This window comes from Cetobacterium sp. 2G large, assembly GCF_014250655.1.
Taxonomy (GTDB): domain Bacteria; phylum Fusobacteriota; class Fusobacteriia; order Fusobacteriales; family Fusobacteriaceae; genus Cetobacterium_A; species Cetobacterium_A somerae.
Map to the genome: position 1 here is coordinate 460878 of NZ_JACHTH010000007.1, position 25471 is coordinate 486348.

Here is a 25471-nt window from a genome sequence, read left to right on the forward strand (position 1 = left end):
ATAACTCTTAAAGGTATTTTTTTATTTCATATGATTGATATGGAATTCTTATTCCCTCTTTATCAAATCTTTTTTTAACTTCCTCTTGAATATCAGCATTTAAATCTCTAAAGTTTTCCTTTAAAGTCCAAACTCTTACAATAAATTCTGATGCTATTGGTGTCTCTTTTGCAAATTTAACAAATATGTCTTTATCCTTTAAAACTGCTGGATGGCTATTTACTACATCAAACAGTACTTCTCTTACCTTATCTATATTACACTTTTTATCTGCAAAGAATAAAAAGTCTGCTCTTCTTTGTGGATTAGCTGTAACTGTTGTAACTATTGATGACGATAATTTTCCATTTGGAACTATAATTTTTTTATTATCTACACTATTTAAAATAGTATATAAAAAACTTATTTTTTGAACAGCTCCTTCTGTTCCTGCAGCAATAATAAAATCTCCTTTTTTAAAAGGTTTTGATACTAAAATTTGTATTCCACCTGCTACATCTGATAAACTTCCCTTTAATGCTAATCCTATTCCAACACCCACTGATCCAATCAATGCTATAATAGAAGTAGTTTTTAAACCTAAAATTTCTAATAAATTTAAAAAATAAAAAATTATTACCATTAATCTCGTTGTTGTTAATAAAAAATTTACTAATAATTCATCTAAAGTACTTTTTCTCAATATCTTTTTTAATGAACCTACTAAAAATTCCTTAACTGGATTGTATGTAAAATAAAGTATTAACAGATATATCGCTTTTTTTAAAAGCATTGGAGAATATTTTGCTATATACAGTATAACTTCATCTGACATATTCCCTAAAAAATTTTCCATAAAAATTTCCTCCATTTTATTATTTATTGAAGTATTATACTATATTTTCATTTTTTTTTCCATCTTATACCTTAATTATTTCTTCTATCTAAAAAAAAATACATATGCTATACTCTAATAAAAACATCAAAAGGAGAAGTCTATATGATAGATAAGAGTTTAGTTGAAAATATATTAAATGAAGCACTTTCTACTGGTGGGGATTTTGCAGAAATTTTTGTTGAAAATAAAGTTGGTGATTCTTTCTATTTAGTTGATGGAAAAATTGAACAAGCTATTTCAGGAAAGGACTTTGGAATTGGTATAAGAATTTTCAAAGAATTATTTTCTGTTTATGCTTATACTAATGATATGAGCAAAGAAAATCTTATAAAAGTTGCAAAAAAAGCATCTCAAGCTATAAGAGGAACAAAAGAGGATATTACTATAAATCTTATTAAACAAGATATTGAAAATAAACATAAAATAATTTTAGCTCCTGGAAGTATTTTAAAAGATGATAAAATTTTAGTTATGAAAGATGCTTATAATGCTGCTAAAGAATATGACCAGTGCATAAGTCAAGTTAGAATAAACTATAGCGACTCTACACAAAATATTCTAGTTGCTAATTCTGAAGGTACTTGGGCTGAAGATACAAGAACTCGAAGCAGACTTGGAATTGAAAGTATTGCTTCTGATATGAATGATATGCAAACTGGTTCATATCGGCCTGGAGCTGCTAAAGGATTTGAATTTTTTAAAGAAATTGATATAAAGTCATACGCTAAAGAAGCTTCGAGAATCGCTAAAACCATGCTTGGTTCTAAATATGCTCCAAGTGGAAAAATGCCTGTTATTATTGAAAATGAATTTGGAGGAGTAATATTCCACGAGGCATGTGGACACGGACTTGAAGCTACAAGTGTTGCTAAAGGACTTTCTGTTTTTGCAGGAAAAATTGGCGAGCAAGTTGCTAGTAATATTGTTTCTGCAGTAGATGATGGAACTTTACCAAATGAATGGGGGTCTTCTAATATTGATGATGAAGGTACGCCTACAAGAAGAAATCTTTTAATTGAAAAAGGTATTTTAAAAGGATATATGGTAGATAAGTTAAATGGAAGAAGAATGGGTGTTGAAAGTACTGGAAGTGCTAGAAGAGAGTCTTATAAATATGCTCCTACATCTAGAATGACTAATACATTTATATTAAATGGAACTTCCTCTTTAGAAGATATGCTAGCTAATACTGAAGATGGAATCTATGCTAAATACATGGGTGGAGGTTCAGTTAATCCTAGTACAGGAGACTTTAATTTCTCTATTATGGAAGGGTATTTAATAAAAAATGGTAAAATTACAGAACCCGTTAGAGGTGCAACTTTAATCGGCAATGGACCTGAAGTTCTTCATAAAATAGATATGGTTGGAGATAATTTGGCTCATGGACAAGGAATGTGTGGATCTGTTTCTGGAAGCATCCCTGCTAATGTGGGACAGCCTAGAATTAAAATAAAAGATATTATAATTGGAGGAAGATAATGGACATAAAGTTATTTATAGATAAAGTTTTTGATACTGCTAAAAATATGAAACTAGATGATTTTGAAATTTATTTTACATCTTCTGAAAATGAAACTATTAAAGTTTTTAAAGGTGAAATTGATACTTATAGTAATTCACAAAATATGGGAATCTCTTTTAGAGTTAAAGTTAACGAAAAAATGGGATATTCTTATACGGAATCGATTGAAGAAGAGGATATTTTACCACTTATAGAAAGAGCTATCTCTAATGCTAAAGTTATTGAGAATCTAGACATTATTGAAATATATGGAGAAAAAAGCATTTATGAAAAAATCGATTCTTTTAATCCAGTTCTAAAAGATATTACAGTTGATGCAAAAATCAATTTCTTATTAAAAGCTGAAAAAACAGCTTTAGAGTTAGATTCTAGAGTAAAAAGTGTTAATTACTGTGTTATTGGAAGTGGTTATGGAGAAAACATCATAAAGAACTCTAAGGGATTAGATCTTTATCATAATGGAAACTCTATCTATGCTTATATAGCTGTTGTAGTTCAAGATGGTGATTCTATTAAAAATGATTCAGCATATATTGTAACTAAAGATTTTTCAAATATGGATCCTATTAACCTTGCTACTGAAGCCGTTACTAAAGCTTTAAATAAATTAAATTCAATCTCTATAGATAGCAAACCTTATGATGTTATTATTGAAAACGATGCTTTTGCAGATCTTCTAGGAGCTATGAGTGGAATTTTTTCTGGAGAAGCTGTTCAAAAAGGAATTTCTAAGTTAAAAGGTAAAATAGGAGAAGTTGTTGCTAATTCTATTGTCACAATAACTGATAATCCTCATCTTAAGGATGGTTATGGTAGTGCTCCTTTTGATGCAGAAGGAGTTCCTACTCAATGTAAACACCTTATTGAAGATGGTATTTTAAAAACATATCTTCACAATCTGAAAACTGCTAAAAAAGATAATGTTAAAACAACAGGAAATGCAGCTAAAGGTGGGTATAAAGGAACAATGGGAATTTCAGCATTCAATCTTTATTTAGAAAAAGGTAATCAATCTTTCCAAGAACTTTTAGACAAATTACAAAATGGAGTTTTAATTACAGGTTTTTCTGGTTTACACTCTGGATTAAACTCTATATCGGGAGATTTTTCTCTAGCTACAGAAGGATTTTTAATTGAAAATGGGGCTATTACAAAACCTTTAAATCAAATTACTTCAGCTGGAAATTTTTTTGATCTTTTAAAAAATATAGAATATATTGGGAATGATTTAAAATTTAATCTATCTGGTGTTGGTTCTCCTTCACTTCTAATTAAAAATATAAGTATCTCATCATAATTATAACTCACAGGAGGTAACATATATGAATAAAATTGAAAATATTGATGCTCTAGTTTTAGCTGGAGGAAAAAGCTCAAGAATGAATTTTTTAGACAAAGCCTTACTTAAATATGATAAGAATAAAACTTTTTTAGAAAAAATAACTCAAGAATTAGATGACTTTGAAAATTTAATGGTTTCTATTAATAAAAATCAAAATTTTCTTATACCTAGAGGTACTATTATTACAGATACGATTGAAAATGCTGGACCTATTGAAGGAATTTATCAAGGGCTTATAAATACAAAATCAGATTTCATCTTTGTTACAACTTGTGATATGCCAAATATTACAAAAGAATTTATTAACTTTATATTACAATTTATTTCTCACGATTATGATGCTGTTATCATTAAAGATGGTAAAGGAAAAACATATCCTCTTTTTGGAATATATAATAAATCAGCATTAAGCACAATAGAAAGATCTATCATGGATAAAAATTATAGACTTCAAGAACTTCTTTCTGAATTAAATGTTAAATATATTAATTTATCCAATACAACTTTTGATTGTCAAAAACTTTTGAGAAGTATTGACACCCAAGAAGAATTAAAGTTTAACTCTATTTTTATGGGAAATAAACCTTTTGTTGCTATTTGTGGTGCTAAAAATAGTGGTAAAACTCTTTTAATTGAAGAGCTTTTAAAACATTTTAATGATGCTGGATTCAAAGTAGCTACTATTAAGTTTGATTCTGATTATAATCTTGATGAATTAGATGAAGAGTTAAATAGATATAAAAAATCTGGAGCTAAAGGAAGTTTACTTTTCTCTAAAAATAGTTATATCCTTTTAAAAGATAGAGTTAACAATAATTTTTTTCAATATTTAAATTATTTTAAAGATTTTGATATTATTTTATTAGAGGATTTTAAGCATGAACCTTTTCCTAAAATTGAAATTTTAAAAGAAAGTATATCCTTAACACCTTCTTGTAATCCAACTAATCTATTATTTTATGTGAGTGATTCAAATAAAATATTAGAGGATAAATCTTTAAAATCTATAAATCTGAAAGATACTATTTCAATTTTTAAAGAAATTTTAAAAATTAGTAATCTATAAATCTTTAAATAGAAAAACTGCATCCATTTATAAGGATGCAGTTTTTTTAATTATTTTATTTTTTTAATAATCTTTTTTCTGTATGTGAGTATCCTGCTACATGGTCCTCTGTTTTTTTAACCTCTTTTTTAACTGTGATATGTTGATCTAAATAATCTATTGATTCTTTCATATCTCTAAGTAATAAAGAAATTTGTTCCATACTTTGGTCAGCTCTTGCTAAAACTCTCATTATTGTTACATCTTCTAAATTCTTTGGTAATGGATATGCTGGTAATTGCCATCCATAATATCTTAATCTATCTGATAAATCATACTCTGTCCATGCTCTTTTTGGATCATCTTTTAACATCCAACATACAATTGGAATATTCTCTCCATTATTTAATATTTTAAATATTCCTAGTTTTTCTAATCCTTTTGCTAAGAATATACCTACATCTCTTGATTTTTCATGTACAGCCTTATATCCCTCTTTACCCCATCTTACAAAGTTGTAGTATTGAGCCCATATTTGACTTCCTGGTCTTGAGAAGTTTATTTGGAAAGTTGGTTCAAATGCTCCTAAATATGCTACTTTAAATAGTAACTCCTCTGGTAAATACTCCTTATCTCTCCACATTACCCATCCAAGTCCTGGATATACTAATCCAAATTTATGTCCTGATGTACTTATCGACACTACGTTTTTAAGTCTAAAGTCCCAAACTAATTCTGGGTTTACAAATGGTAAGTATAATCCTCCTGATGCAGCATCTACGTGGATTGGTACTGATAATTTTGCTGTTTTATTATATTCCTCTAACTCTTTATCAAGAGCAACTATATCATCAAATGTTCCTGTATAAGTTATTCCCATTATTGGTACTATACCTATAGTATATTCATCACATGCTGCTACCGCTTCTTTTGGATCAAGATATAATTCATCTAAAGATTTCATAGGAATCTCTCTTAATTCTACATCCCAATAAACACAGAATTTTTCCCAAACTACTTGGAAACCAGAACTTACTACTAAGTTTGGTTTTTTTGCATTTATATCTATACCTAAAGCCTGTGCTCTTTTTCTCCATCTAAATTTCATAGCCATTCCACCTAGCATACATGCTTCTGATGAACCAACTGTAGATGTTCCCATATATTCTTCTGTTTCTGGAGCATTCCATAAATTCGCTATTATATTTACACATCTTTTTTCAACTTCTGTTGTTTGTGGATACTCAGCCTTATCTATTGCGTTTGTTGCAATAGCATCAACCATTATTTGCTTTGCTTCTGGCTCCATATAAGTTTGTACAAATGTTGCTAAATTATATCTTGGATTTCCATCATGCATCATCTCATCTGATACTAATTGATATGCTATATTTGGATTAATTGCTTTTTCATTTATGCTCTCTCTTGGTAATACATGAGCTGATTCATAACTTCCAAATAAAGGTGTTGTTGAATTATCCGGAGTAAACATATACTCCTTTTCTTTTTCTTCTCCAACTTTTCTTCTGTGTAACATAAAAAAACCTCCTTATATCTTAAAATTCCTTAGTTTATCTTATATTTGAAACTCTGAAAAATTATTCGAATTAAGTTGAAGAAATCCTTTAATTTTAATTATAATTTATAAAAAAATATAAAAAAAAAAGCACTTACGTGCTTTTAAAATCTAAATGGTGCCGCTTATCGGAGTCGAACCAATCACCTACTGATTACAAGTCAGTTGCTCTACCAGATGAGCTAAAGCGGCTTATAAATAAAATGGCGTGTCTGAAGAGATTCGAACTCCTGACCCACGCCTTAGAAGGGCGTTGCTCTATCCAGCTGAGCTACAGACACATTTGATAAATATTATATTGGAGCGGGAGACGAGGGTCGAACTCGCGACATTCAGCTTGGAAGGCTGACGCTCTACCAACTGAGCTACTCCCGCTAACGTCTTGAAGGAATCCCTCAAGACATAAAAATTGTATCACAACATTTGTTTTTTGTCAACAAACTTTTTTTATTTTTTATTAATTTTTTATTCTAAATCTATTATCACGAATATCGTAAGTTACGAATCCTATTCTTCTCATTAAAACTTTATCATGACTTACTAATATAACTGCTCCTGGATAATCTAAAAGCATATTAGCTATTGCTGTTCTTGAATAGTCGTCCATATAAGTTGATGGCTCGTCTATTATTAATAAGTCTGTTTCCATTAAAGTATTTGTAAATATCTCTAATCTTTTTTTCTCTCCACCTGATAACATAAATATTCTTTTATCTCTAAACTCTAATTCATTATTATAAAGATTATCAATAGCAGCCTCTATGAACTCTTCAGAAAGACCTGTTTTATCTTTTAAGTAATCTTTTATATACATATTTTCATTTTCAAAAACTGTATCCTGTTCTATAAATGCTATTGTTGCTTTTTCATTTATAAAAACTTCTCCTGAAGTCGGCTTATCTAATCCAGCTATTATTTTTAATAATGTTGATTTTCCAGACCCATTTTCTCCAACAATACAAATTTTTGTATCTCTATCTACTACTAAGTTTGCATCTTTATATAACATCTTATCTGGATACTCTTTCATTACATCTTTTAAAACAACAATTGGTCCTTCAAACTCTTTTTTCCCAGTTATCATTACATCTTCTGGTGCATCAATATAACTATACTTATACTCTGGTGAGAATTTAATTCTTTCTCTTTGTAATCTTTCTAGCTCTTTTCTCATTCTTCTTAAAATTACAGCATGAGCATGTTTATTATTACATCTTTCTAATAACTTTAATTTTTTTTCGATTGCTTCTTGAGTTTCTTCTATTGTTTCTTCAGTTTCTCTATTTTTCTTTTTGTCCTCTGCTATTTTAACTTTTTTCTCTTTTAAATAAGCTGGATAATCACAATCATAAACTCCAACTTTATTATTATCTATATCAAAGATTTTTGTAGCAAAAGTTCTTATAAAATCTATATTATGAGATATTACTAAAAAAGCCTTTGGACTATCATTAATATAATTTGTTAACCATGCTGTCTTTTTCTTATCAAAGAATGAAAGTGGCTCATCTAAAATTATTAAGTCTGAATTACTAAATAAAGTTATAGCCAATCTTATATATTGTCTTTCTCCTCCACTTAACTCTCTAAACTTTTTATCTAACTTATCATTTAGTTCAAAAGTATCTATAAATTCAGATTGAACATGAATGTATGAATACCCTCCTAAACTTTCAAACTCATCAGATAATTTTGAATATTTTTCCATTATTTTCTCATCGTTGTCCATATCACCTGTAAACTCTGCTGAAACTGCATCTAATTCTGCTTGAACAGTCATTACTTTTTCAAAAGGTGAATTTAATAAATCTTGAACTTTACTATCTAAATCAACTCTTCCAAATTGATCAAAACAAGATATTACTGCTTCTTCCTCTCTAATTACAGTTCCTCTATCAGGGTTTTCTGCTCCAGATAAAAGTTTAATTAAAGTAGATTTTCCTGTTCCATTGTTTCCAACAAGAGCTATTTTATCTCCAGAATTTACTTCTAAATCAACATGTTTATATAAATTTTGCGAAAAAAATGATTTTGATACATTTTTAAACTCTACTATAGTCATTTTACTCTCCTATTCTCTATTAAATTTAACGTATTATTATACCATGCTTTATACTTTTTAGCAATATTACCTTGAGAAATAGGAAAAGCTAGAAGAGGTCTCTTCTAGCTTGAGTTTTACATATTTGATTCTATTATGTAACTAAACAAATACTTTTTGTCACTTGGAATTAAATATTCATCATGTGTTGGAGCACCCCATGAATCATCTCCTCCAACTCCCATCTGTATTTTATTTATATTTAAAGCAGTACAGTGAGATTTAGGAAGTTCATAGTGATGGTATGCACTTTCTATTTCGTTAACCGTATAAGGTAAAGCACTAAATTCAAACGTTTCCTCACTTGAAACCTTTATTCCTACTCCCATCTTATTTGTTATTTCTGCCCATCTAGTTCCTATTCTATTTCCACACTCTTGTGGAATAACATATTCACTCATATTTTTATTTACATCTGTTTCAAAAATACCAAGTTTAGCTCCATGAACTCTATCTATATAATTTTCTTCTGGTCCCATTCCATACCATTTTATTTCACTAAACTCTTTTGGAACTTTATAACTCATTCCAAACAATGGCATCTCAGGCAATCCTTTTACTCCATTATACTCCATGCTTATTTTTAATTTTCCATTAACAAATCCTTCATATATAATCTCGCATACTGAACTAGGATTTGTAGGTAATTCGTACTTAGCTCTTATTTCTACAGAGTTTTCTCTTTCTAAAGCTTTTACATCAACCATTTTTGCATACATTGATGCAAGCTTCCACTGAGCATATCTAAATGGCATCTTATTTCCTCTATCATTGTCTGTTGAGGCTCTCCAGAAGTTTGGCATTACAACGCCATCTACAAACTCCTTTCCACCAAATTTTAATGAAATTAGTCCTCCATAGGCTTTTGAAAATATTAATTCCATTTTTTTAGTTTTTATTCCTAAATTAAATCCACCATTTATAAAAGTTGGTTTTCCTTCTAATTTTTCTTTTACTTTTTTTTCAATTTTATATATTTTTTGTCCAAAACAAATTTCATGTCCTTTTAAAGCATAAAATCTATCTTCTTTTAAATTTAAAGACACCTCTATTGTATATTCTCCATGCTCTTTTACTTTAGGAAGATTTAATTTAAATGATTTTTCAGACAATGGTTTTACATTACATTCTAAACTCTCTTCATATATTTTAATTCCATTTTTAAATAATTTTATTTTTGTATCATACTCTGAACAATTTGTGAATAAACTTTCATTTATTATAGTAAAAGATTTTTCCTCTACATTTATTTTATAATCTGAAAATAGTTGTTTAATTTCTTGAACTTTAGGCGATGGTTTTCTATCTCCGTAAACAATTCCATTTACACAAAAATTATAATCAGTTGGCCTATCTCCAAAATCCCCTCCAAAAGCTAAATATTCTTTACCAAAAGAATCTTTTTTCATTAATGATTGATCTATGTAATCCCAAATAAATCCACCTTGATACATTGGATATTTTCTTTCCAGCTCTGTATATTTATGAAGTCCACCATTAGAATTTCCCATAGCATGAGAATATTCACATAGTACAAATGGTTTTTCAGGTGTTTCTTGTAAATACTTTTCAATCTCATAAACTTTTGCATACATTCTGCTTTCCATATCTGAAGTTTTATCATATCTTCTATCCCAAAATATTCCCTCATAATGAATAACTCTTGTATTATCTAAACTTCTTAAAAATTCAGACATTTTAAATAAGTTTTCTCCACCAAAAGATTCATTTCCACAAGACCAAATTACTACAGAAGGATAATTTTTATCTCTTTCAAACATAGATTTAGCTCTGTCTATTATATTTTCTAACCATTCTGGGTTATTATTTGGTATAACTTTCTCTGGACACGGTTGTCCTAAAATTTGCCAAGTTCCATGAGTTTCTAAGTTAACTTCATCAATTACATATAATCCATACTCATCACATAACTCATACCACCTAGTTTGATTTGGATAATGTGAAGTTCTAACAGCATTAAAATTATTAGCTTTTAAAAACTTTATATCCCAAATCATATCCTCTTCAGTTACTGCTCTTCCTTTGTAGCAATTAAACTCATGTCTATTTACACCTTTAAATACAATACGCTCTCCATTTATTTTCATAATTTTATCTGAAATCTCAAATTTTCTAAATCCAAATTTTTGCCAACACTCTTCTATTATATCTCCTGTTTTAGTATCTTTAATTAAAATTTTAACAACATAAAGATTAGGCTTTTCTGCACTCCATAATTTTGGATTTTCTACTTTTTTATTTAACTCTAATTTTAATTCTTTTTCAATTTTTATATTTTTTTCTTCTACTTTAAAGATAACTTCTGTTTTATCTATAAGTTCCATTTCAATATCTACTATTGCTTCTTTATAACTTTGAATTTTTAATATATTTTTTAAAGTTGCCTTTTTAAAATTATTTACTAATTCAGACGTTATAAACATATCTTTTACATGTACATCTGGAATTGAATAAAGATAAACATCTCTAAAAATACCTGAAAGTCTCCAAAAATCTTGGTCTTCTAACCAACTTCCACTACACCATTTATAGACTTTTACTGTTATTTCATTATTCTCATTCTTTAAATATTTTGTCAGTTCAAACTCACTCGGTGTGAAGCTATCTTCACTATATCCTACAAACTCCCCATTGCAATATAATTCTAATGATGATTCAACACCTTGAAATGAAATATATACTGGTCTATTTTTCCAATCTTTTGGTATATCTATATTTCTTTTATAAATTCCAAAAGGGTTAAACTCTTTTGGAACTTCTCCTGGCTCTAAATTTTCTCTTCCATCCCAAGGATACATTGTATTCACATATTGTGGTTCCCCATATCCTTGTAACTCCATATGACCAGGAACTTGAATTTTTGTCCAATTAGGTGTATTACAATATGAAAAGTCCCAAATTCCATTTAAACATTTTTTCCACTCTATATTTAACCCTTCATATTTATGATTTGAATGTGCACTTAATCTATTTATTTTAAAAACTCTTGGATTATGTAAATTATCCATAAACCCCTCCCATATCAATTAAATTACTAATATATAATCATAATTTAAACAATATAGCAATTAACACTCGAAACTTCTCTAAATCTTTATTAACTAATTTAAAAAAGTTTTTTAATTTATTTTATTTCGTAAATCAAACTATTGTGATAAAATATTTATAATATGATATCTAAAGGTGAATTTATGAAATATAATGTACAAATTACTAAAAAAAATATTAAAAATATTATTCTTAAAGTTAAATCTGATGGTACTGTTACTCTTTCTGTTCCCAAAAGAACTCCTAACACTTTTATTGAATCTTTTTTAAAATCTAAAAATGAATGGATTTTAAAAAATCTTGAAAAAGTTACAAAAATTTCAACTAAATCAGTTGACAAATCATATAAAAATGGAGACAATATAGAGTATCTTGGTAAAATTTATATTTTGAAAATTTTTAAAAGTTCTTATAATAATATTGAAATTACAGATGGTTTTTTTAAAGTATTTACCAATAAAGAGATTAATAGCAAAAATATTGAAACTCTTATTTATAATTGGTATAAGAAAAATGCTTTAAAAATTTTTGAAATATCTTTAAATAAATATAGTAACCTTATAGGTGAAAAGTTTTCTAATTTTAAAATTCGAAAAATGAAAAGACGTTGGGGATCTTGTAGGTTTATTACAAAAGTCATTACATTGAATATTGAACTTATTAAAAAACCTATTGAATGTATTGATTATGTGGCATTTCATGAAATAGCACATTTACGATATCCTCATCATCAAAAAGAGTTTTGGAATTTTATATCACTTTATATGCCTGATTGGAAGGTTAGAAAAGAAAGGTTGGATAAAATATGATAAAAAAGTATATTGGAGAAGATGGCTTCAGATATTATGTAAAAAAAACTGAACTATTTTCTACCAAAAGTGTAGTAGCTATCGGTATTGGAGCTGCTCTTTATAGTGTACTTTCAGGGGTTGCTATTCCTGTTGGTCCTAATACATCATTTAGAATAGCTGTTGCTCTTCTTACAATTTTTGGTGCCATCTTTGGTCCATTAGTTGGATTCTTTGTAGGTTTTGTTGGACACGCTTTAAATGATATGATTATGTGGGGAAGTGTTTGGTTTAGTTGGGTTTTCTTATCTGCTGTTATTGGATTGTTTGGTGGATTAATTACCTTAGACAAAAGTTTTTCTTTAGAAACAGGTCATGTTACTAAAGTTCACATATTTAAAATGTATCTTTATGCTATTTTAGGAATGATTTTTGCAGGATTAGCTGCTTATGTTGGAGATGTTTACTTCTATGGTGAACCAGCTCAAAAAGTTTGGATTCAAATTGCTTTAGCAACTTTAACTAATTTTGCTGTTACTGCAACTTTAGGAATTCCTATTATTCTTGGAATTGCTGCTAGAAAAAGAAAATATTCAAATTTAAAAATAGAAGATTAATTAAGTGAAGGAGTATAGATGAGTAACGTAGTAGAATTTAAAGATTTTACTTTTAAATACATCAATCAATTAGAACCGACTTTAAAAAATATTAATTTAGAGATAAAAAAAGGTGAAAAAGTTCTAATTGCTGGGCCGAGTGGTAGTGGTAAATCTACTTTAGGTAGTTGTTTAAATGGTATTGTCCCTTTTTCAAAAGAGGGTGGATTTAAAGGTACTTTAACTGTTAAAAATATTGAACCATATGAAAGCAGTATTTTTGAGATTAGTAACCTTGTTGGAACAGTTTTACAAGACCAAGATGGTCAATTTATAGGTTTAAGTGTTGGGGAAGATGTATCTTTTATTGATGAGAATAACCTTATACCTCAATCTGAAATGATTAAAAATACTAAGAAAGCATTAAAAGAAGTTGGAATGGAGAACTTTATTAATCATAGTCCTCAAGAACTTTCTGGTGGACAAAAACAATCTGTATCCTTAGCTGGAATAATGAGAAGTCCTGCTGAGATATTACTTTTTGATGAACCTTTAGCTAATTTAGATCCATATAGTGGAAAGCATGCTATGAAATTAATTTGTGACATTCAAAAGAAAACTGGAAAAACAATTATTGTTATTGAACATAGAATCGAAGATGTTTTAGAACAAGAGTTTGATAGAGTTATTATTTTAAGTAAGGGTGAAGTTGTAGCTAATGGAACTCCTGAAGAGTTATTTAGAAAAGATATATTTAGACAATATGGATTAAGAGAGCCTCTTTATATTGAAGCTTTAAAATATTCTGGCGTAAACTTAGAAACAGATTCGATCTATCCTATATCTAAAATTGGAACTAATGAAAATATAAAAAAAGTAAAAACTTGGTGTGATTCAATTGAATTAAAAGAAAAACGATTTAAAGATAATATTTTAAGTGTTCAAAATCTTTCATTTGCTTATGATGAAAGTAAATCAATTTTAAAAGATGTTAATTTTTCTGTTAACAGAGGAGAGATTCTTGCTCTTTTAGGAAATAACGGTGCTGGTAAATCAACGCTTTGTAAGGTTATAACAGGTATTGAAAAAGAGTCTTCTGGAGATATTATTTTCCTTGGAAAAAGTATTATTAAAAATAGTATTAAAAGAAGAGGAGAAAAAATTGGGTTTGTTATGCAAAATCCAAATCATATGATTACACAAGAAACTCTTTTAGAAGAAGTGCAATTTGGTTTAAAAATAAGGGAAGTTAAAGATTTTACAGAAAAAGCTGAGAAAGCTTTAGAGATTTGTGGTTTACACGAATTTAGACATTGGCCTGTTACATCTTTAAGTTATGGTCAGAAAAAAAGACTTACCATAGCTGCTATTTTAGCTCTTGAGCCCGAAGTTTTAATTTTAGATGAGCCTACAGCAGGGCAAGATTATAAAAGATATAAAGAGTTTATGAACTTTATTAAAGAGATTGCTAATAAGGGTGTTGGAATTATTCTAATAACTCATGATATGCACTTAGCTCTTGAATATGCTAATAGAGCTATCGTTCTTTGCAATGGAACAATTATAGCAAATAATTCTCCATCTATTATTTTAGGAGAAAAAGAATTAATGGAGAAGTCTAATTTAAAAGAAACTTCTTTATCTCAAATGGCAGAAATTATGGACCTAGATCCTGAGATGCTTATGAACTCTTTCATTAATTTTGAAAACCAAGGAGGGATAAGATAATGTCAAGAGCTGGAACTTTATATATTGATAAAAACTCTCCAATACATAAAATTGATGGAAGTGTAAAATTTTTATTACTACTTGTCTGGACAGCATCGGTATTTTTATTTAATGATTTTAGAGTGTTTTTAACATTTTTTATTGTAGGAATGAGTTTATTACATATTGCTAAAATTCCATTTAAATCAATAAAACCTTTATTTATATTCATTGTTATGTTTACTATTATGAACTCTTTATTTTTAATAGTTATAACTCCTGAATATGGATCAACTTTAACGGGAACTACTACTCCAATTTTAACGATAAAGGGAATAACACTTTCTACTGAAACAATTTGGTTTGCACTTACCTTATCGATGAAGTACTTAGCTATTTTCCCTATAATGATGCTATTTATATTTACAACTCATCCTAGTAAATTTGCAAGTAGCTTAAATAAAATTGGTGTATCTTATAAAGTTGCTTATGCAATTAATATAGCTCTTAGATATATTCCAGATGTAAGAGATGAATTTAAAAATATAATGCATGCTCAAGAAGCTAGAGGCGTTGCTTTTAGAAAAGAAGATGCCAATATTATAACAAGATTAAAAAATTATAATACTATTTTATTCCCACTAGTTCTTTCATCATTAAATAGAGTAGAAGTTGTTTCTAATGCAATGGATTTAAGAGGATTTGGTCATAAAAGCAAAAGAACTTGGTATAGTTCTCAAAAATACTCTCCAGTTGACTTTATTACACTTATATTAATGGGATTAATGCTAGTTGTATCAATTTATTTAAAAATATATGTACTTAAAGGATTTTGGTATCCTTTTAATTAAGACTTGTTAAATCAAGTCTTTTTTTATTTTGACACAAAGTTGACATAAAATAAAAAAGATAGTATAATTATGACATAATATTGACATATTGGAGGGGTTATGAATAATAAAGTTATATCTTGCTTTGCTCTTTCATCTTTTTTATTAGTTAATACATCTGTTTTAGCTTTTAATTTAGATAAAATGGGTGGAGATATTGAAGTTGGATTTAAAGTTAAAGATTATGAAGAGGGTGGAGCTTCTAGAAATTTTAGAGAAGGGAATGTTAGTCTTACTTTAAAACCTAATAAAGACAAAGGACTTGCTTTTAAGTTTGGTTTTGCTGATAGAGTTTTTAATGAAAGTAAAACTTCTAAAAAGAAAGAGCAAACTAGAGAAATGTCAGAGTTCTACATTGAAAATATGTACCTTTGGGGAAAACTTATGTTTAGACCTGAAATTGGTTTAAAATATACAGATTTCCACAATGATGATAAAGGACTAGATTCAGCTAAAGAGTATAGATTCTATCCTAAATTCACATATACATTTAATAAAAATTGGAGTTTATATTCTAGAGGATTTGTGGCGTACACTGAATTAAAAGATCCTTGGAAAAATGGTGATAAATATGGCTACAAACATAGATTAGAAGGTGGAACTAGATATACTTTCAATAGAAAACACGCTTTATCAGTTGCTTTATCAGATGATACAAGTGGAGTTAATAAATTTGATTATGATGTTGATAATACTCAATTAAGATTTAGATATCATTACTCACCAACTAGAAATCTAAAACTTGTACCTTTCTTCTTCTGGGGAATTGATGGTGAAAGAGTTGCTACAAATGGTACAAAAAAAGAGGTTAAAAGAGATATGCTAGGAGTTAATACTCACTATAAAATTACTAAAAATATTGAACTTATAGCTAAAGTTAACTATGAGTGGAGAGATGATAATACAGATAAAGGTGGAGATGGAAACAAAGATCACTGGTTCTATTCTGGAGCAATAAAATATTCATTCTAATTTTAAAACCTCTTTAGTAAAGAGGTTTTTTTATTTTTTACAGTATTATATTAAAAAGGATACTGGAGGTTTAAATGTCTAAAGATTTTTTTAAAATTATTAATGCACATAGATATTTATTTTTTTTTATTTTTATCATCGGATTAATTTTCACTTCTTATTTTTATTTCACTAGTCCAATTACATACTCTGCTAAAGCCTTATTTCGTTATATCGAGCCTGAAGGTGCTACAAAAATTACAAAAGTTGATATAAATGAGACTATAACCTACGAAAGTATAACTCCTGGAAGTGGTGGTTTATATATTCCAAGCTTAATTAACAGTGATTCTTTAAAAGTATCTTTTAATGGAGGAAATGGTATTTATACAGTTGTCAGCAAATCCATTTTAAAAGACTTTCCAATAAATGAAGTTAATAACTTTTTAGATTTTATTGTTATAACAAATATAAATTTTTTAAATGAAAAACTTCTTTATGCTACCTCTAAAGACGAAGAAATTAAATTTAAAGCTTTATTAGAAAATCCTGCTAAATCTTTTCCTTTAATAATAAAAGCTGATTCGATAGAAATTATTGATAAACGATACTTAATCTTATTTTTTGGTTTTATTCTATCTCTTTTTTCTTCTTTAACTGGAGTTATCATAAAAGAACGAGTTGATGAGGTATGATTTTTGTTCTTGGAATCTTTGGAATCTTTCTTTTTTATACTATATTTTTTACTGAGGACCCTTACGAAAAATTTTTACTCATTATGCCAGTATTTCTATTATCTATATATACTGGAACTAGAATAAATGTTGGTGGATATGACTATCATGTTTATAAATATTTTTATGAACTCCCATATTTTCAAAATCCATATGGATATGAGTATTTTTTTATTCTACTTAGAGATTTCTCTAAATTTCTTGGTTTAAATTACAATTTTTTTCTTCTTTTTTTAAGCTTTATATTTAATTTTATTATTTATAAACTTTTTATATCCTACAGTAGATACCCTACACTATCTTTTTTGATATATCTATCAACTTTTTACTACTGGCATAATTTTACTATTATTCGAAATTTTATTGCTATTATTATTTTCTGGATAAGTTTAAAATACATCTTTGAAAAAAAACTTTTTACTTATATTCTTTTAGTTACTTTGGCTTGTTTTTTTCATAAAACAGCAATTATTTTATATCCTCTTTATTTTTTATTAAACTATCGTTTTACAAAAAAATCTTTAAGTTTTCTTTTTATTTTATCTTTCATTATTAATCCTTTATCTTTTATTATTTTTAAACTTAATATATTATTTTTAGGATTAAGTGATCGCTTAAATAGATATAGCCACATTATTGAACATGGAAATTTTTATGAATTTTTAGAATTATTAATTTTTGTCATTATTTTATTATTTTATTTAAAAGATAGCACTCAAAAAGAAAATATACTTTTAAATTTAAATATTTTCGCACTTTTTATTTTTATTTCTTTTTATAGGTTTGCTATTATTTTAAGAGTTTTAGATTATTTTAGATTAGGTATTTTTATTGGAATCCCTTTTATTATATTTAATATATCTAATAAGTATTTAAAATATCTTTCTTTTATTATACTTTGTAGTTATCTTGTATTTAAGTACTATAACACTATTACAGATTACGCTATTTATAACTATCAAACTTGGTTAATTTAAAAAACTCGGAAAATTTTCCGAGTTTTTATTTTAAATAAACTATAAAATTAAAAGTTTCATTTTTTATATAAACTTCATATTTTATATTTAATAATAAAAATATTTTTTTTACTAAAGTTAAGCCCAAACCATTTCCATCTATTCTTGAAAAGTTTTCTCCTCTATTAAAAGGAATAAATATTTTTTCTAAATCCATATTTTTATTTGGTAACATTTTATTTGTTACTTTTAAAATATTATTTTTTAACTCTATATTTACCTCTTTATCATCTTCAGAATACTTTAGACTATTTTGAATTATATTCTCCAATGCAATTTGTAAAAATTCTTTATCTATACATACTTTTGTTTCCTCTATATCTAAATTGACAATTAAATTTTTAGAAAGCTCTATATAATCATAACGTTCTACTATTTTTAGAATCAACTCTTTTAATTCAACTTTTTCATTTTTTATACTTTTTAAAACATCCAATTTTGATAAAATTAATAGCTTTGAAATTAATTCTTTAGTATAATAGCTCTCTCTTAGTATAGTTTTATAAGTTTCTAATGTCTCTAAATCTACATTTTCATTTTTCATTAAAACTTGAACTTTAGATGAAATTATTGTAATTGGAGTTTTTAATTCATGAGATGTATTAGAGACAAATGATTCTAAATCATTGATTGCTATTTCTAATTTTTCACTCATTACCTTTATATTTTCGCTAAGCTCACCTAATTCATCATCTCTTTTTATTTCTAAGTTAGATTTAAAATTCAATTTGGATATCTCTTTTGTATTATTTTGCAATATTTCTATATCTCTTACAAACTTCTTAGAAAATAATTTTCCAAAAACTAAACTTATAAAAATTGCTATAAAAGCACCTAATAAATTAAAATAACCAATCTCTTTTTTATAGTAATTTAAAATGGATAACGAGGTTCTTATAGATACCCATCTATTTTGAATTTTTTCGTTATATAATAAAATTTTAGCTTCTGTCAGCCTTTGATTTTTTATAAAAAACTTTTTACTCTCTAAATTTTCAATTAAAAAACCACTTCCACTCCCACCTCTATTATTTATCCACTTCTTTTCACCTTCAGCCATAATTAAAACTGTTATATCTTTTTTTTCTTTTAAATTTTTTATATAATTTTCTAAATCTAAATTTTTACTATTAGAGATTAAATATTCCACTTCTCTTGCAATTTTAGGAAATTCTTCTTTTCTTTCTGAAATAAAATGACGTTCTAAAAAAAATACACTTATAGTGTAGCTTATACTCATTGCAATTACTATTATTAATGCTGAATACAGAAAAATTTTCTTTGATAAACTATCTCTCTTCAAAGATATACCCCACTCCTCTTACTGTTCCTATTAGCTCCTCATAATCACCTAGTTTTTTTCTTAATCTTTTAACAAGCGTATCTGAGGCTCTCTCATCAAATTCATTATCTATCCCCCAAATCTCCAATAAAATATTATTTCTACTTAAAGGTTTATTTCTATTTTTTATAAAATATTCTAATAACTTTTGCTCTCTTGTTGAAAGATTTACTCTTTCATTTTTTATTTTTAATATTTCATCTTTAAAAGAATACTCCATATCTTTATATAGATACTCTTGTTGAATATTTAATTTTAAATATTTTTTTATTTTAGTCGAAAGAACATTTATACTAAACGGTTTTATAATATAATCATCTGCTCCTATTTCTAATCCATGAATCTCATCTAATTCAGAGTCTCTTGCTGTCATCATTATTATTGGAATCTCTGATTTTTTTCTAATATATTCACAAACTTCCCATCCATTTTTTAATGGTAAGTTAACATCTAAAAGTACTAAGTCTGGTTTAAAACTTTCAAAAAACTCTATTCCTATCTCTCCGTTCAAAGCAATTTTTATCTCTATATTTAGATTAAAAAAATGACTCTCTAAAGAGAGAGCCAATTCTTTTTCATCCTCAATAATTAATAACCTCTTCATAAGCTAACACCTCTTATATTTTATTAAGGTTATTATATCAAATATTTATCTATTTTTAAAAATACTTTTTAAATCCTAATCTTATTATTACAGATTCTTCTACAGATCTTTTTATGCTTTTTGATCCTCCACCTGTTCCACTTCCAGGTCCTGTTCCAGATCCACCTCCGCTACCTGAACCAGAACCACCTCCATTTCCTCCACCAGAGTTTCCTCCACCAGAACCACTTCCAGGTTTTCCTGTTGATTTACTATTACTATTTCCACCAGATGGTTGCCCATTGTTTGAAACATTTTTATATTGGGCTAAATAAACTACATCAGCTGTTATTGAAAAATCAACCATTGGGTTCCAAATAGCTCTTGTTCCAACCATTGCACCTAATTCATTATGGAATGTTGTTTTATTTTTATTTCCACCTGTTTCAACTTCAGGATTTAAAAATCCCCAAACATAGGGCCTTACTTGTAAAGTCTTTGTTGTATATAAATTATGGTCAACTTTAGCTAAATAAGACCATCTAATATTTTCACCAGCGTATTCTTCTTTTGATTTATTTACAACTCCTAGTGATAATTTTGTCTTATTTACTCTATAACTCAATCCTGTTTCTATTTTATTCACATAATTTTCATTTTGAAATGGCAAGTTAAATGCCTGAGTTATTTGATCTCTTTCATCTCCTTTAACCTTTGCATACCCTACTGCTCCTTTTAAATACCATCCAAATTTATCTGTAAAATCATACGTTGCTTTTGGAATAAATCTTAGTGTTGTTGAATGTTGAACTTTTGTATGTTTAAGCTCATCTTGTCTAACCCCTAGTTTATAGTTCAAGAAAAATTTTCCATTTCTATATACAGATCCTCCATAAAGTTCTACCATTGTTTTATTATATCTTTTTTCTGAACTACTATACTCATGTCTATATGATGTTTTTCCATCTATATAAAAATTTGAATTTTCAAAAGGAAAAAATTCAAATCCTAAATATGGTTCTACTCTATTTTTTTCATCCACTGATCTTTCAAAAATCATTGTATCCATTCCAATTTCTAAAAATCCTGTTGAACCACTATTTTTTAATCTCTCCTCTTCATGAAAACTATATGTATCTACTCCTACTAAGTTTTCTTTAGAATAATCTACTCTGCTTTTTTTGTTATTTCTTCCCATTCCCTCTTGTGAAAAACTTAAAACTGATAATGCTACTGTACCTAAAATTACTAATGTACTTCTTTTCATGTTCTCTCCCCTGAATTTTTTATAAAAAAAAGCTGAGATATTAATCTCAGCTTTGTTAATTAATCAATTACTTTCCTGTTGCGTTATTTACTGCTTCTAAGAATCCCTCAGAAGTATATGTAGCTCCTGCTACTGTATCTACTTGAGATGATTGTGCCTCTATAACCTTCTTTGTTAATTGCTCAATTGCTGGATTTGCAATTCCTGGAGTGTCGCTATTCTCTTTTACTTCGATTGCAACAATTTTGTCTCCATCCATTGTTACTGCCACTTTTATATCATCTGCATATCCTAATCCAGTTCCTTCTTTTACTTCAGCTCCAAAAGCTACTGCTGATAAAACTACCAACATTGACATTATAAATTTTTTCATATAATCCACCCTTCTTAATTAATAATCTTATATGAATTATACTGTATACTACTATTTTATGTCAATAAAAAAATACACTTAATACTAATTTTAATCACTTTTTTCTCATTTTTCACTCAATTTTTAAGCTATAATTTCTTCTACCTTCTCTTCAGGAATTTTATCATACTCTTTCATTGCACTTCTAGCATATTTACCAAGTGATAAAAGTGCTATTAGATTTGGTAAAACCATCATTCCATTAAACATATCAGCTAATTCCCATACTAATTCAACTTTCATCATTGATCCTATAACAATCATTATCATAACTATTGCTCTATATACATTAACTGATTTTTTACTTTTAAAGATATATCTAACATTAGCTTCTCCAAAGAAATACCATCCCACAATTGTAGAAAAAGCAAAGAATAATAAACAGATTGCGATAAACGTATCTCCAAATACTCCTAACGTTGCGCTAAATGCTCCTTGAGTTAATACAATTCCTGCTCCTGATGTCAATGAAATTTTTGATGTTAGAATTACAAGTGCTGTTCCTGTTAATACTACGAAAGTATCTATAAATACAGTTATTACTGCCACAATTCCTTGTTCCCCTGGATGTGATACTTTTGCTATTGCATGAGCATGTGGTGTTGACCCCATTCCAGCTTCATTTGAAAATAACCCTCTTGCAACTCCATATCTTACTGCTTGCTTCACTGTCACTCCCATAGCTCCTCCAAGTGCTGCTTGAGGATTAAACGCTGAATAGAAAATCGATGTTATAGCTGGAATTACTTCTTGATAATTTATTACTATTATTACAATACATGCTGCTATATATAATCCAGCCATGATAGGTACTATTTTCTCAGTAACAGAAGCTATTCTTTTTATTCCTCCAAAGAAAACAAATCCTGCTAAAACAGATACAACAATTCCAACAAGAGCTGGTGAGACACCAAAAGCTTTATTAAAAGCTGCTGATATCGAATTTGCTTGAACTGCATTTCCCATTAACCCCAAAGCTGCTATACAAGCTACTGCAAAGAAATATGATAATCCTTTTGCAATTTTTTTATTTTTAATAGAATTTTCAATATAGTATGCTGGCCCCCCTGTTATTTGACCATCTACTCTTCTTTTGAAAACTTGTCCTAATATTGCTTCTACATAAACTGTTGCCATACCAAAGAATGCACTTGCCCACATCCAAAATATTGCTCCAGGTCCTCCTGAGGCTATTGCTGTTGCTGCTCCTGCTAAGTTTCCTGTTCCAACTTGAGCTGCCACCGCTGTAGCTAAAGCTTGGAATGATGACATACCATTTTTATCTGCTGCTTTTCCATTTAAATTTATTGATCCAGTTACATGCTTTATTCCTTCTCCAAATTTTCTAATCTGAATAAAATTTAACTTTAAAGTAAAATATATTCCTGTTCCCATTAACAAAATAATCAAAAAATTTCCCCATAAAAAACTATTAATACTCATTACGAAATCTTGCATTTTAATTTCCTCCTATTTTTTTAAATGCAAAATTGAATAAAAAAAGAAGGTATTTCAAAAAATACCTTCTGGAATTAAAAAAGAATTATACACAAAAAATAGTTTAATACAAAAAAACTTTTATTGCATAATTCCTCTGTCCTTTTACCTGAGAGTTTAGTCCAAATACAAATTATATTTGGGTTTGCTCCTTCGGTGCTCATAGAGTCTCTCCAGAGGCTCGTCCAGTATAGGTCCTCAAGTTTTTCAACTAACCTGAAAGATTCACTTCTTCGGTGGCCAATTTGGCGCTCTCCCTATACCTTCATCCGATTTTCTATTCAATTTTTTTACTGTTATATGAGATTAATTGTAAAATGAAAAGTTTTTTTTGTCAATAGTTTTTTTGAAATTTTTTATTTTATTTTTTCTAAAAGTAAATATGAAGCTCCTAACATTCCTGCATCATTGCCTCTTTCAGCCATTTTTATTTCAAGAATCTCTAAATAATTTTTCATTACTTTTTTTTCTAAACTCTTTTGAAAAATTTCTTTTAAAAAACTACCTTGTTTAGATACTCCACCTCCAACTACAATAAGTGAAGGATTAAATATATAGATTAAAGTTGCTAATCCATCAGTAAAATAGTCAGCCCATTCATCAACAACTTCTTTATATTTTATGTTATTCTTATGAACTTCATTAAAGATTTCTTTTCCATTTAATTTTTTCCCAATTTTTTCTTCTGCTAATCTTAAAAGTGCTGTCATTGATGCATAACTTTGATAACACCCTTTGCTTCCACAGCCACATTGGACTCCATTTTTTACAATCTGTATGTGACCAAATTCTGCTGCAACACTACTTTCTCCTCTTAAAAGCTCACCTTTTAAAACTATACCTCCACCTATTCCTGTTCCTATTGTGAGACATAGAAAGTTTTCTTTTCCCTTTGCTGCTCCCATCCACATTTCACCTAATGCAGCACAATTTACATCATTTTCTAAAACTGCTGGAATTCTATATTTTTTCTCCAATATTTCTACTAAATTTGTTCCTATCCATCCTGGAATTAAGTTTGTTCCACCTACAACTTTTCCTATTCTTCCATCTATTTGTCCTGTAGCAGATACTCCTATTCCTATAGTTTTCTCATTTTTTAGTTCTTCAATTATCTTATAAATTTTTTCTAATAATTGCTCTACACCTTTTGAAGCCTCAGTTAGTAAAGAAGAGGAGAATATAACTTCCCCTCTTAAACTAACTAAGCCATATTTTATCTCTGTTCCTCCAATGTCTATGGCTATTATATTCATTAATTATCTCCTATAAAAAGTTTCTTCCAATCTCTTTTGCTGCTTCTATTTTTTTTGTTGATAATTTTTTCATTGGTAATCTACAATATCCTATTGCATCCACACCTTTTAACTTTAAAATTTCCTTTATTGTTTGATAAAGTCCATTTCCTAAAATTGCTTCGATTATATCATTTAAATAAGTTTGTCTTTCTCTTGCAGTAACTAAATCTCCCGCTTTTGTTGCATCAAAAACTTCTCTAGCTATCTTTCCTGTCACATTATATGTACTTCCTATTGCTCCATCTACACCTAATGCCACTGCTGGTAATAACATCTCATCGAATCCTGCATAGATTAATTTATGAGGGAAAGCTTTTCTAACTCTCTCTAGAAGGTAGAAATCTCCTGCTGTAAATTTAATTCCAATAATTTTATCGTGACAAAGTAACTCTCCAAATTGCTCAACATTCATATTAACTCCAGTTAAAAAAGGAATTGAATAGATTATCATATTGTTGTTAGTTTCATTTACTATTGTCATATAGTAATTTTTAATCTCTTCAAAATCAAATTTATAATAAAATGGTGTTACTGCTGATAATGAATCATATCCTAATTCAGTTGCATATTTCCCTAACTCAACAGCTTCGTATAAATTAATTGATCCTACTTGTGCAATTAATTTTACATCATCTTTAGCCTCATCTTTTACAATTTCAAAAATTCTTTTCTTCATTTCTGTTGAAATCATAAAGTTTTCACCAGTACTTCCACCTACATATAATCCATCCACTTTCATTTCATCAATATTGTATCTTACAATATTTCTTGTTCCTTTTTCATCTAAGTTTCCATTTTCGTCAAAAGAGATTAGTAATGCTGAATAAATACCTTTCATTTTTTCCTCCAAGTTTT

Annotated in this window: 21 protein-coding genes, 3 tRNA genes and 1 riboswitch; of the genes, 10 read left to right on the forward strand and 14 right to left on the reverse strand. The window is 28.0% G+C overall.

The genetic code is table 11. The features are described 5' to 3' along the window. Window positions 1–7 precede the first annotated feature (7 nt). Entirely contained in the window at window positions 8–835 is an 828-nt protein-coding gene (locus tag H5J23_RS12700) for a mechanosensitive ion channel family protein (protein WP_185892613.1), read from the reverse strand. A gap of 144 nt (window positions 836–979) precedes the next feature. Between H5J23_RS12700 and H5J23_RS12705 the strand changes: the two genes are divergently transcribed. Genes H5J23_RS12705 through mobB form a run of 3 tightly spaced genes read left to right on the forward strand, consistent with a single transcriptional unit; the run spans window position 980 to window position 4810 of the window. Further along, a complete protein-coding gene (locus H5J23_RS12705) occupies window positions 980–2359 on the forward strand; it encodes a TldD/PmbA family protein (protein WP_023052497.1) in 1380 nt (459 codons plus the stop codon). Continuing rightward, window positions 2359–3699, forward strand: coding sequence for a TldD/PmbA family protein (locus tag H5J23_RS12710; protein ID WP_185892615.1), 1341 nt, complete (start codon window positions 2359–2361; stop codon window positions 3697–3699). Before H5J23_RS12705 ends, H5J23_RS12710 begins: the two co-directional genes overlap by 1 nt. 25 nt (window positions 3700–3724) lie before the next feature. Beyond that, window positions 3725–4810, forward strand: a complete 1086-nt coding sequence (gene mobB / locus H5J23_RS12715) for a molybdopterin-guanine dinucleotide biosynthesis protein B (RefSeq protein WP_185892617.1) — start codon at window positions 3725–3727, stop codon at window positions 4808–4810. A gap of 55 nt (window positions 4811–4865) precedes the next feature. Here mobB and H5J23_RS12720 read toward each other — a convergent pair whose 3' ends face one another. From H5J23_RS12720 to H5J23_RS12745, 6 genes are all read right to left on the reverse strand, one after another. Beyond that, a complete protein-coding gene (locus tag H5J23_RS12720) occupies window positions 4866–6326 on the reverse strand; it encodes a glutamate decarboxylase (protein WP_023052494.1) in 1461 nt (486 codons plus the stop codon). 155 nt (window positions 6327–6481) lie between these two features. Beyond that, window positions 6482–6557: transfer RNA gene (locus H5J23_RS12725), tRNA-Thr, on the reverse strand. 12 nt (window positions 6558–6569) lie between these two features. Beyond that, window positions 6570–6646, reverse strand: a tRNA-Arg gene (locus H5J23_RS12730). A gap of 18 nt (window positions 6647–6664) precedes the next feature. Beyond that, window positions 6665–6740 (reverse strand) — tRNA-Gly (locus tag H5J23_RS12735). 82 nt (window positions 6741–6822) lie between these two features. Next, on the reverse strand, window positions 6823–8427 hold the full coding sequence (locus tag H5J23_RS12740) for an ABC-F family ATP-binding cassette domain-containing protein (RefSeq protein ID WP_185892619.1): 1605 nt from the start codon (window positions 8425–8427) through the stop codon (window positions 6823–6825). A gap of 116 nt (window positions 8428–8543) precedes the next feature. Beyond that, window positions 8544–11495 carry a glycoside hydrolase family 2 TIM barrel-domain containing protein gene (locus H5J23_RS12745; protein WP_185892621.1) on the reverse strand — a complete coding sequence of 984 codons (2952 nt, stop codon included), beginning with the start codon at window positions 11493–11495 and terminating at the stop codon, window positions 8544–8546. A gap of 183 nt (window positions 11496–11678) precedes the next feature. Between H5J23_RS12745 and H5J23_RS12750 the strand changes: the two genes are divergently transcribed. The 7 genes from H5J23_RS12750 to H5J23_RS12780 all read left to right on the forward strand — a co-directional run bounded on the left by H5J23_RS12750 (window position 11679) and on the right by H5J23_RS12780 (window position 18178). Beyond that, window positions 11679–12344, forward strand: a complete 666-nt coding sequence (locus tag H5J23_RS12750; protein ID WP_040406063.1) for a M48 family metallopeptidase — start codon at window positions 11679–11681, stop codon at window positions 12342–12344. Continuing rightward, on the forward strand, window positions 12341–12940 hold the full coding sequence (locus H5J23_RS12755) for an ECF-type riboflavin transporter substrate-binding protein (protein WP_023051663.1): 600 nt from the start codon (window positions 12341–12343) through the stop codon (window positions 12938–12940). Before H5J23_RS12750 ends, H5J23_RS12755 begins: the two co-directional genes overlap by 4 nt. A gap of 18 nt (window positions 12941–12958) precedes the next feature. Continuing rightward, a complete protein-coding gene (locus H5J23_RS12760; protein ID WP_185892623.1) occupies window positions 12959–14647 on the forward strand; it encodes an ABC transporter ATP-binding protein in 1689 nt (562 codons plus the stop codon). Continuing rightward, window positions 14647–15477 (forward strand): energy-coupling factor transporter transmembrane protein EcfT, encoded by an 831-nt coding sequence (locus tag H5J23_RS12765; protein ID WP_023051661.1) that lies wholly within the window; start codon window positions 14647–14649, stop codon window positions 15475–15477. The genes H5J23_RS12760 and H5J23_RS12765 overlap by 1 nt, the downstream gene beginning before the upstream one ends. Before the next feature lie 99 nt (window positions 15478–15576). Beyond that, window positions 15577–16488, forward strand: a complete 912-nt coding sequence (locus H5J23_RS12770; RefSeq protein WP_023051660.1) for a hypothetical protein — start codon at window positions 15577–15579, stop codon at window positions 16486–16488. Window positions 16489–16562: 74 nt separating this feature from the next. Continuing rightward, complete coding sequence (locus H5J23_RS12775; RefSeq protein ID WP_185892625.1) at window positions 16563–17162, forward strand: hypothetical protein; 600 nt, start codon at window positions 16563–16565, stop codon at window positions 17160–17162. Continuing rightward, window positions 17159–18178, forward strand: coding sequence for an EpsG family protein (locus H5J23_RS12780; RefSeq protein WP_185892627.1), 1020 nt, complete (start codon window positions 17159–17161; stop codon window positions 18176–18178). Before H5J23_RS12775 ends, H5J23_RS12780 begins: the two co-directional genes overlap by 4 nt. Before the next feature lie 25 nt (window positions 18179–18203). Here the strand turns inward: H5J23_RS12780 and H5J23_RS12785 are convergent, their stop codons facing one another. The 7 genes from H5J23_RS12785 to H5J23_RS12815 form a co-directional block, all read right to left on the reverse strand. Continuing rightward, a complete protein-coding gene (locus tag H5J23_RS12785) occupies window positions 18204–19520 on the reverse strand; it encodes a HAMP domain-containing sensor histidine kinase (protein ID WP_185892629.1) in 1317 nt (438 codons plus the stop codon). Further along, a complete protein-coding gene (locus tag H5J23_RS12790) occupies window positions 19507–20163 on the reverse strand; it encodes a response regulator transcription factor (protein ID WP_185892631.1) in 657 nt (218 codons plus the stop codon). The genes H5J23_RS12785 and H5J23_RS12790 overlap by 14 nt, the downstream gene beginning before the upstream one ends. 55 nt (window positions 20164–20218) lie before the next feature. Further along, window positions 20219–21409 carry a hypothetical protein gene (locus H5J23_RS12795; RefSeq protein WP_185892633.1) on the reverse strand — a complete coding sequence of 397 codons (1191 nt, stop codon included), beginning with the start codon at window positions 21407–21409 and terminating at the stop codon, window positions 20219–20221. Between the two features lie 67 nt (window positions 21410–21476). Further along, window positions 21477–21782 carry an FMN-binding protein gene (locus tag H5J23_RS12800; RefSeq protein WP_023049628.1) on the reverse strand — a complete coding sequence of 102 codons (306 nt, stop codon included), beginning with the start codon at window positions 21780–21782 and terminating at the stop codon, window positions 21477–21479. Window positions 21783–21905: 123 nt separating this feature from the next. Further along, on the reverse strand, window positions 21906–23279 hold the full coding sequence (locus H5J23_RS12805) for a sodium:alanine symporter family protein (protein WP_023049629.1): 1374 nt from the start codon (window positions 23277–23279) through the stop codon (window positions 21906–21908). A 126-nt stretch (window positions 23280–23405) separates the two neighbouring features. Beyond that, window positions 23406–23505, reverse strand: a riboswitch (glycine riboswitch). Between the two features lie 169 nt (window positions 23506–23674). Further along, window positions 23675–24574, reverse strand: coding sequence for an ROK family protein (locus H5J23_RS12810; RefSeq protein WP_023049630.1), 900 nt, complete (start codon window positions 24572–24574; stop codon window positions 23675–23677). Window positions 24575–24584: 10 nt separating this feature from the next. Continuing rightward, a complete protein-coding gene (locus H5J23_RS12815; protein ID WP_040406735.1) occupies window positions 24585–25454 on the reverse strand; it encodes an N-acetylneuraminate lyase in 870 nt (289 codons plus the stop codon). Window positions 25455–25471 lie beyond the last annotated feature (17 nt).

Coding starts and splice junctions, on each gene's coding strand:
- H5J23_RS12700 (WP_185892613.1), bottom strand. CDS start 835: ATGGAAAATTTTTTAGGGAATATGTCAGATGAAGTTATACTGTATATA.
- H5J23_RS12705 (WP_023052497.1), top strand. CDS start 980: ATGATAGATAAGAGTTTAGTTGAAAATATATTAAATGAAGCACTTTCT.
- H5J23_RS12710 (WP_185892615.1), top strand. CDS start 2,359: ATGGACATAAAGTTATTTATAGATAAAGTTTTTGATACTGCTAAAAAT.
- mobB (WP_185892617.1), top strand. CDS start 3,725: ATGAATAAAATTGAAAATATTGATGCTCTAGTTTTAGCTGGAGGAAAA.
- H5J23_RS12720 (WP_023052494.1), bottom strand. CDS start 6,326: ATGTTACACAGAAGAAAAGTTGGAGAAGAAAAAGAAAAGGAGTATATG.
- H5J23_RS12740 (WP_185892619.1), bottom strand. CDS start 8,427: ATGACTATAGTAGAGTTTAAAAATGTATCAAAATCATTTTTTTCGCAA.
- H5J23_RS12745 (WP_185892621.1), bottom strand. CDS start 11,495: ATGGATAATTTACATAATCCAAGAGTTTTTAAAATAAATAGATTAAGT.
- H5J23_RS12750 (WP_040406063.1), top strand. CDS start 11,679: ATGAAATATAATGTACAAATTACTAAAAAAAATATTAAAAATATTATT.
- H5J23_RS12755 (WP_023051663.1), top strand. CDS start 12,341: ATGATAAAAAAGTATATTGGAGAAGATGGCTTCAGATATTATGTAAAA.
- H5J23_RS12760 (WP_185892623.1), top strand. CDS start 12,959: ATGAGTAACGTAGTAGAATTTAAAGATTTTACTTTTAAATACATCAAT.
- H5J23_RS12765 (WP_023051661.1), top strand. CDS start 14,647: ATGTCAAGAGCTGGAACTTTATATATTGATAAAAACTCTCCAATACAT.
- H5J23_RS12770 (WP_023051660.1), top strand. CDS start 15,577: ATGAATAATAAAGTTATATCTTGCTTTGCTCTTTCATCTTTTTTATTA.
- H5J23_RS12775 (WP_185892625.1), top strand. CDS start 16,563: ATGTCTAAAGATTTTTTTAAAATTATTAATGCACATAGATATTTATTT.
- H5J23_RS12780 (WP_185892627.1), top strand. CDS start 17,159: ATGATTTTTGTTCTTGGAATCTTTGGAATCTTTCTTTTTTATACTATA.
- H5J23_RS12790 (WP_185892631.1), bottom strand. CDS start 20,163: ATGAAGAGGTTATTAATTATTGAGGATGAAAAAGAATTGGCTCTCTCT.
- H5J23_RS12795 (WP_185892633.1), bottom strand. CDS start 21,409: ATGAAAAGAAGTACATTAGTAATTTTAGGTACAGTAGCATTATCAGTT.
- H5J23_RS12800 (WP_023049628.1), bottom strand. CDS start 21,782: ATGAAAAAATTTATAATGTCAATGTTGGTAGTTTTATCAGCAGTAGCT.
- H5J23_RS12805 (WP_023049629.1), bottom strand. CDS start 23,279: ATGCAAGATTTCGTAATGAGTATTAATAGTTTTTTATGGGGAAATTTT.
- H5J23_RS12810 (WP_023049630.1), bottom strand. CDS start 24,574: ATGAATATAATAGCCATAGACATTGGAGGAACAGAGATAAAATATGGC.
- H5J23_RS12815 (WP_040406735.1), bottom strand. CDS start 25,454: ATGAAAGGTATTTATTCAGCATTACTAATCTCTTTTGACGAAAATGGA.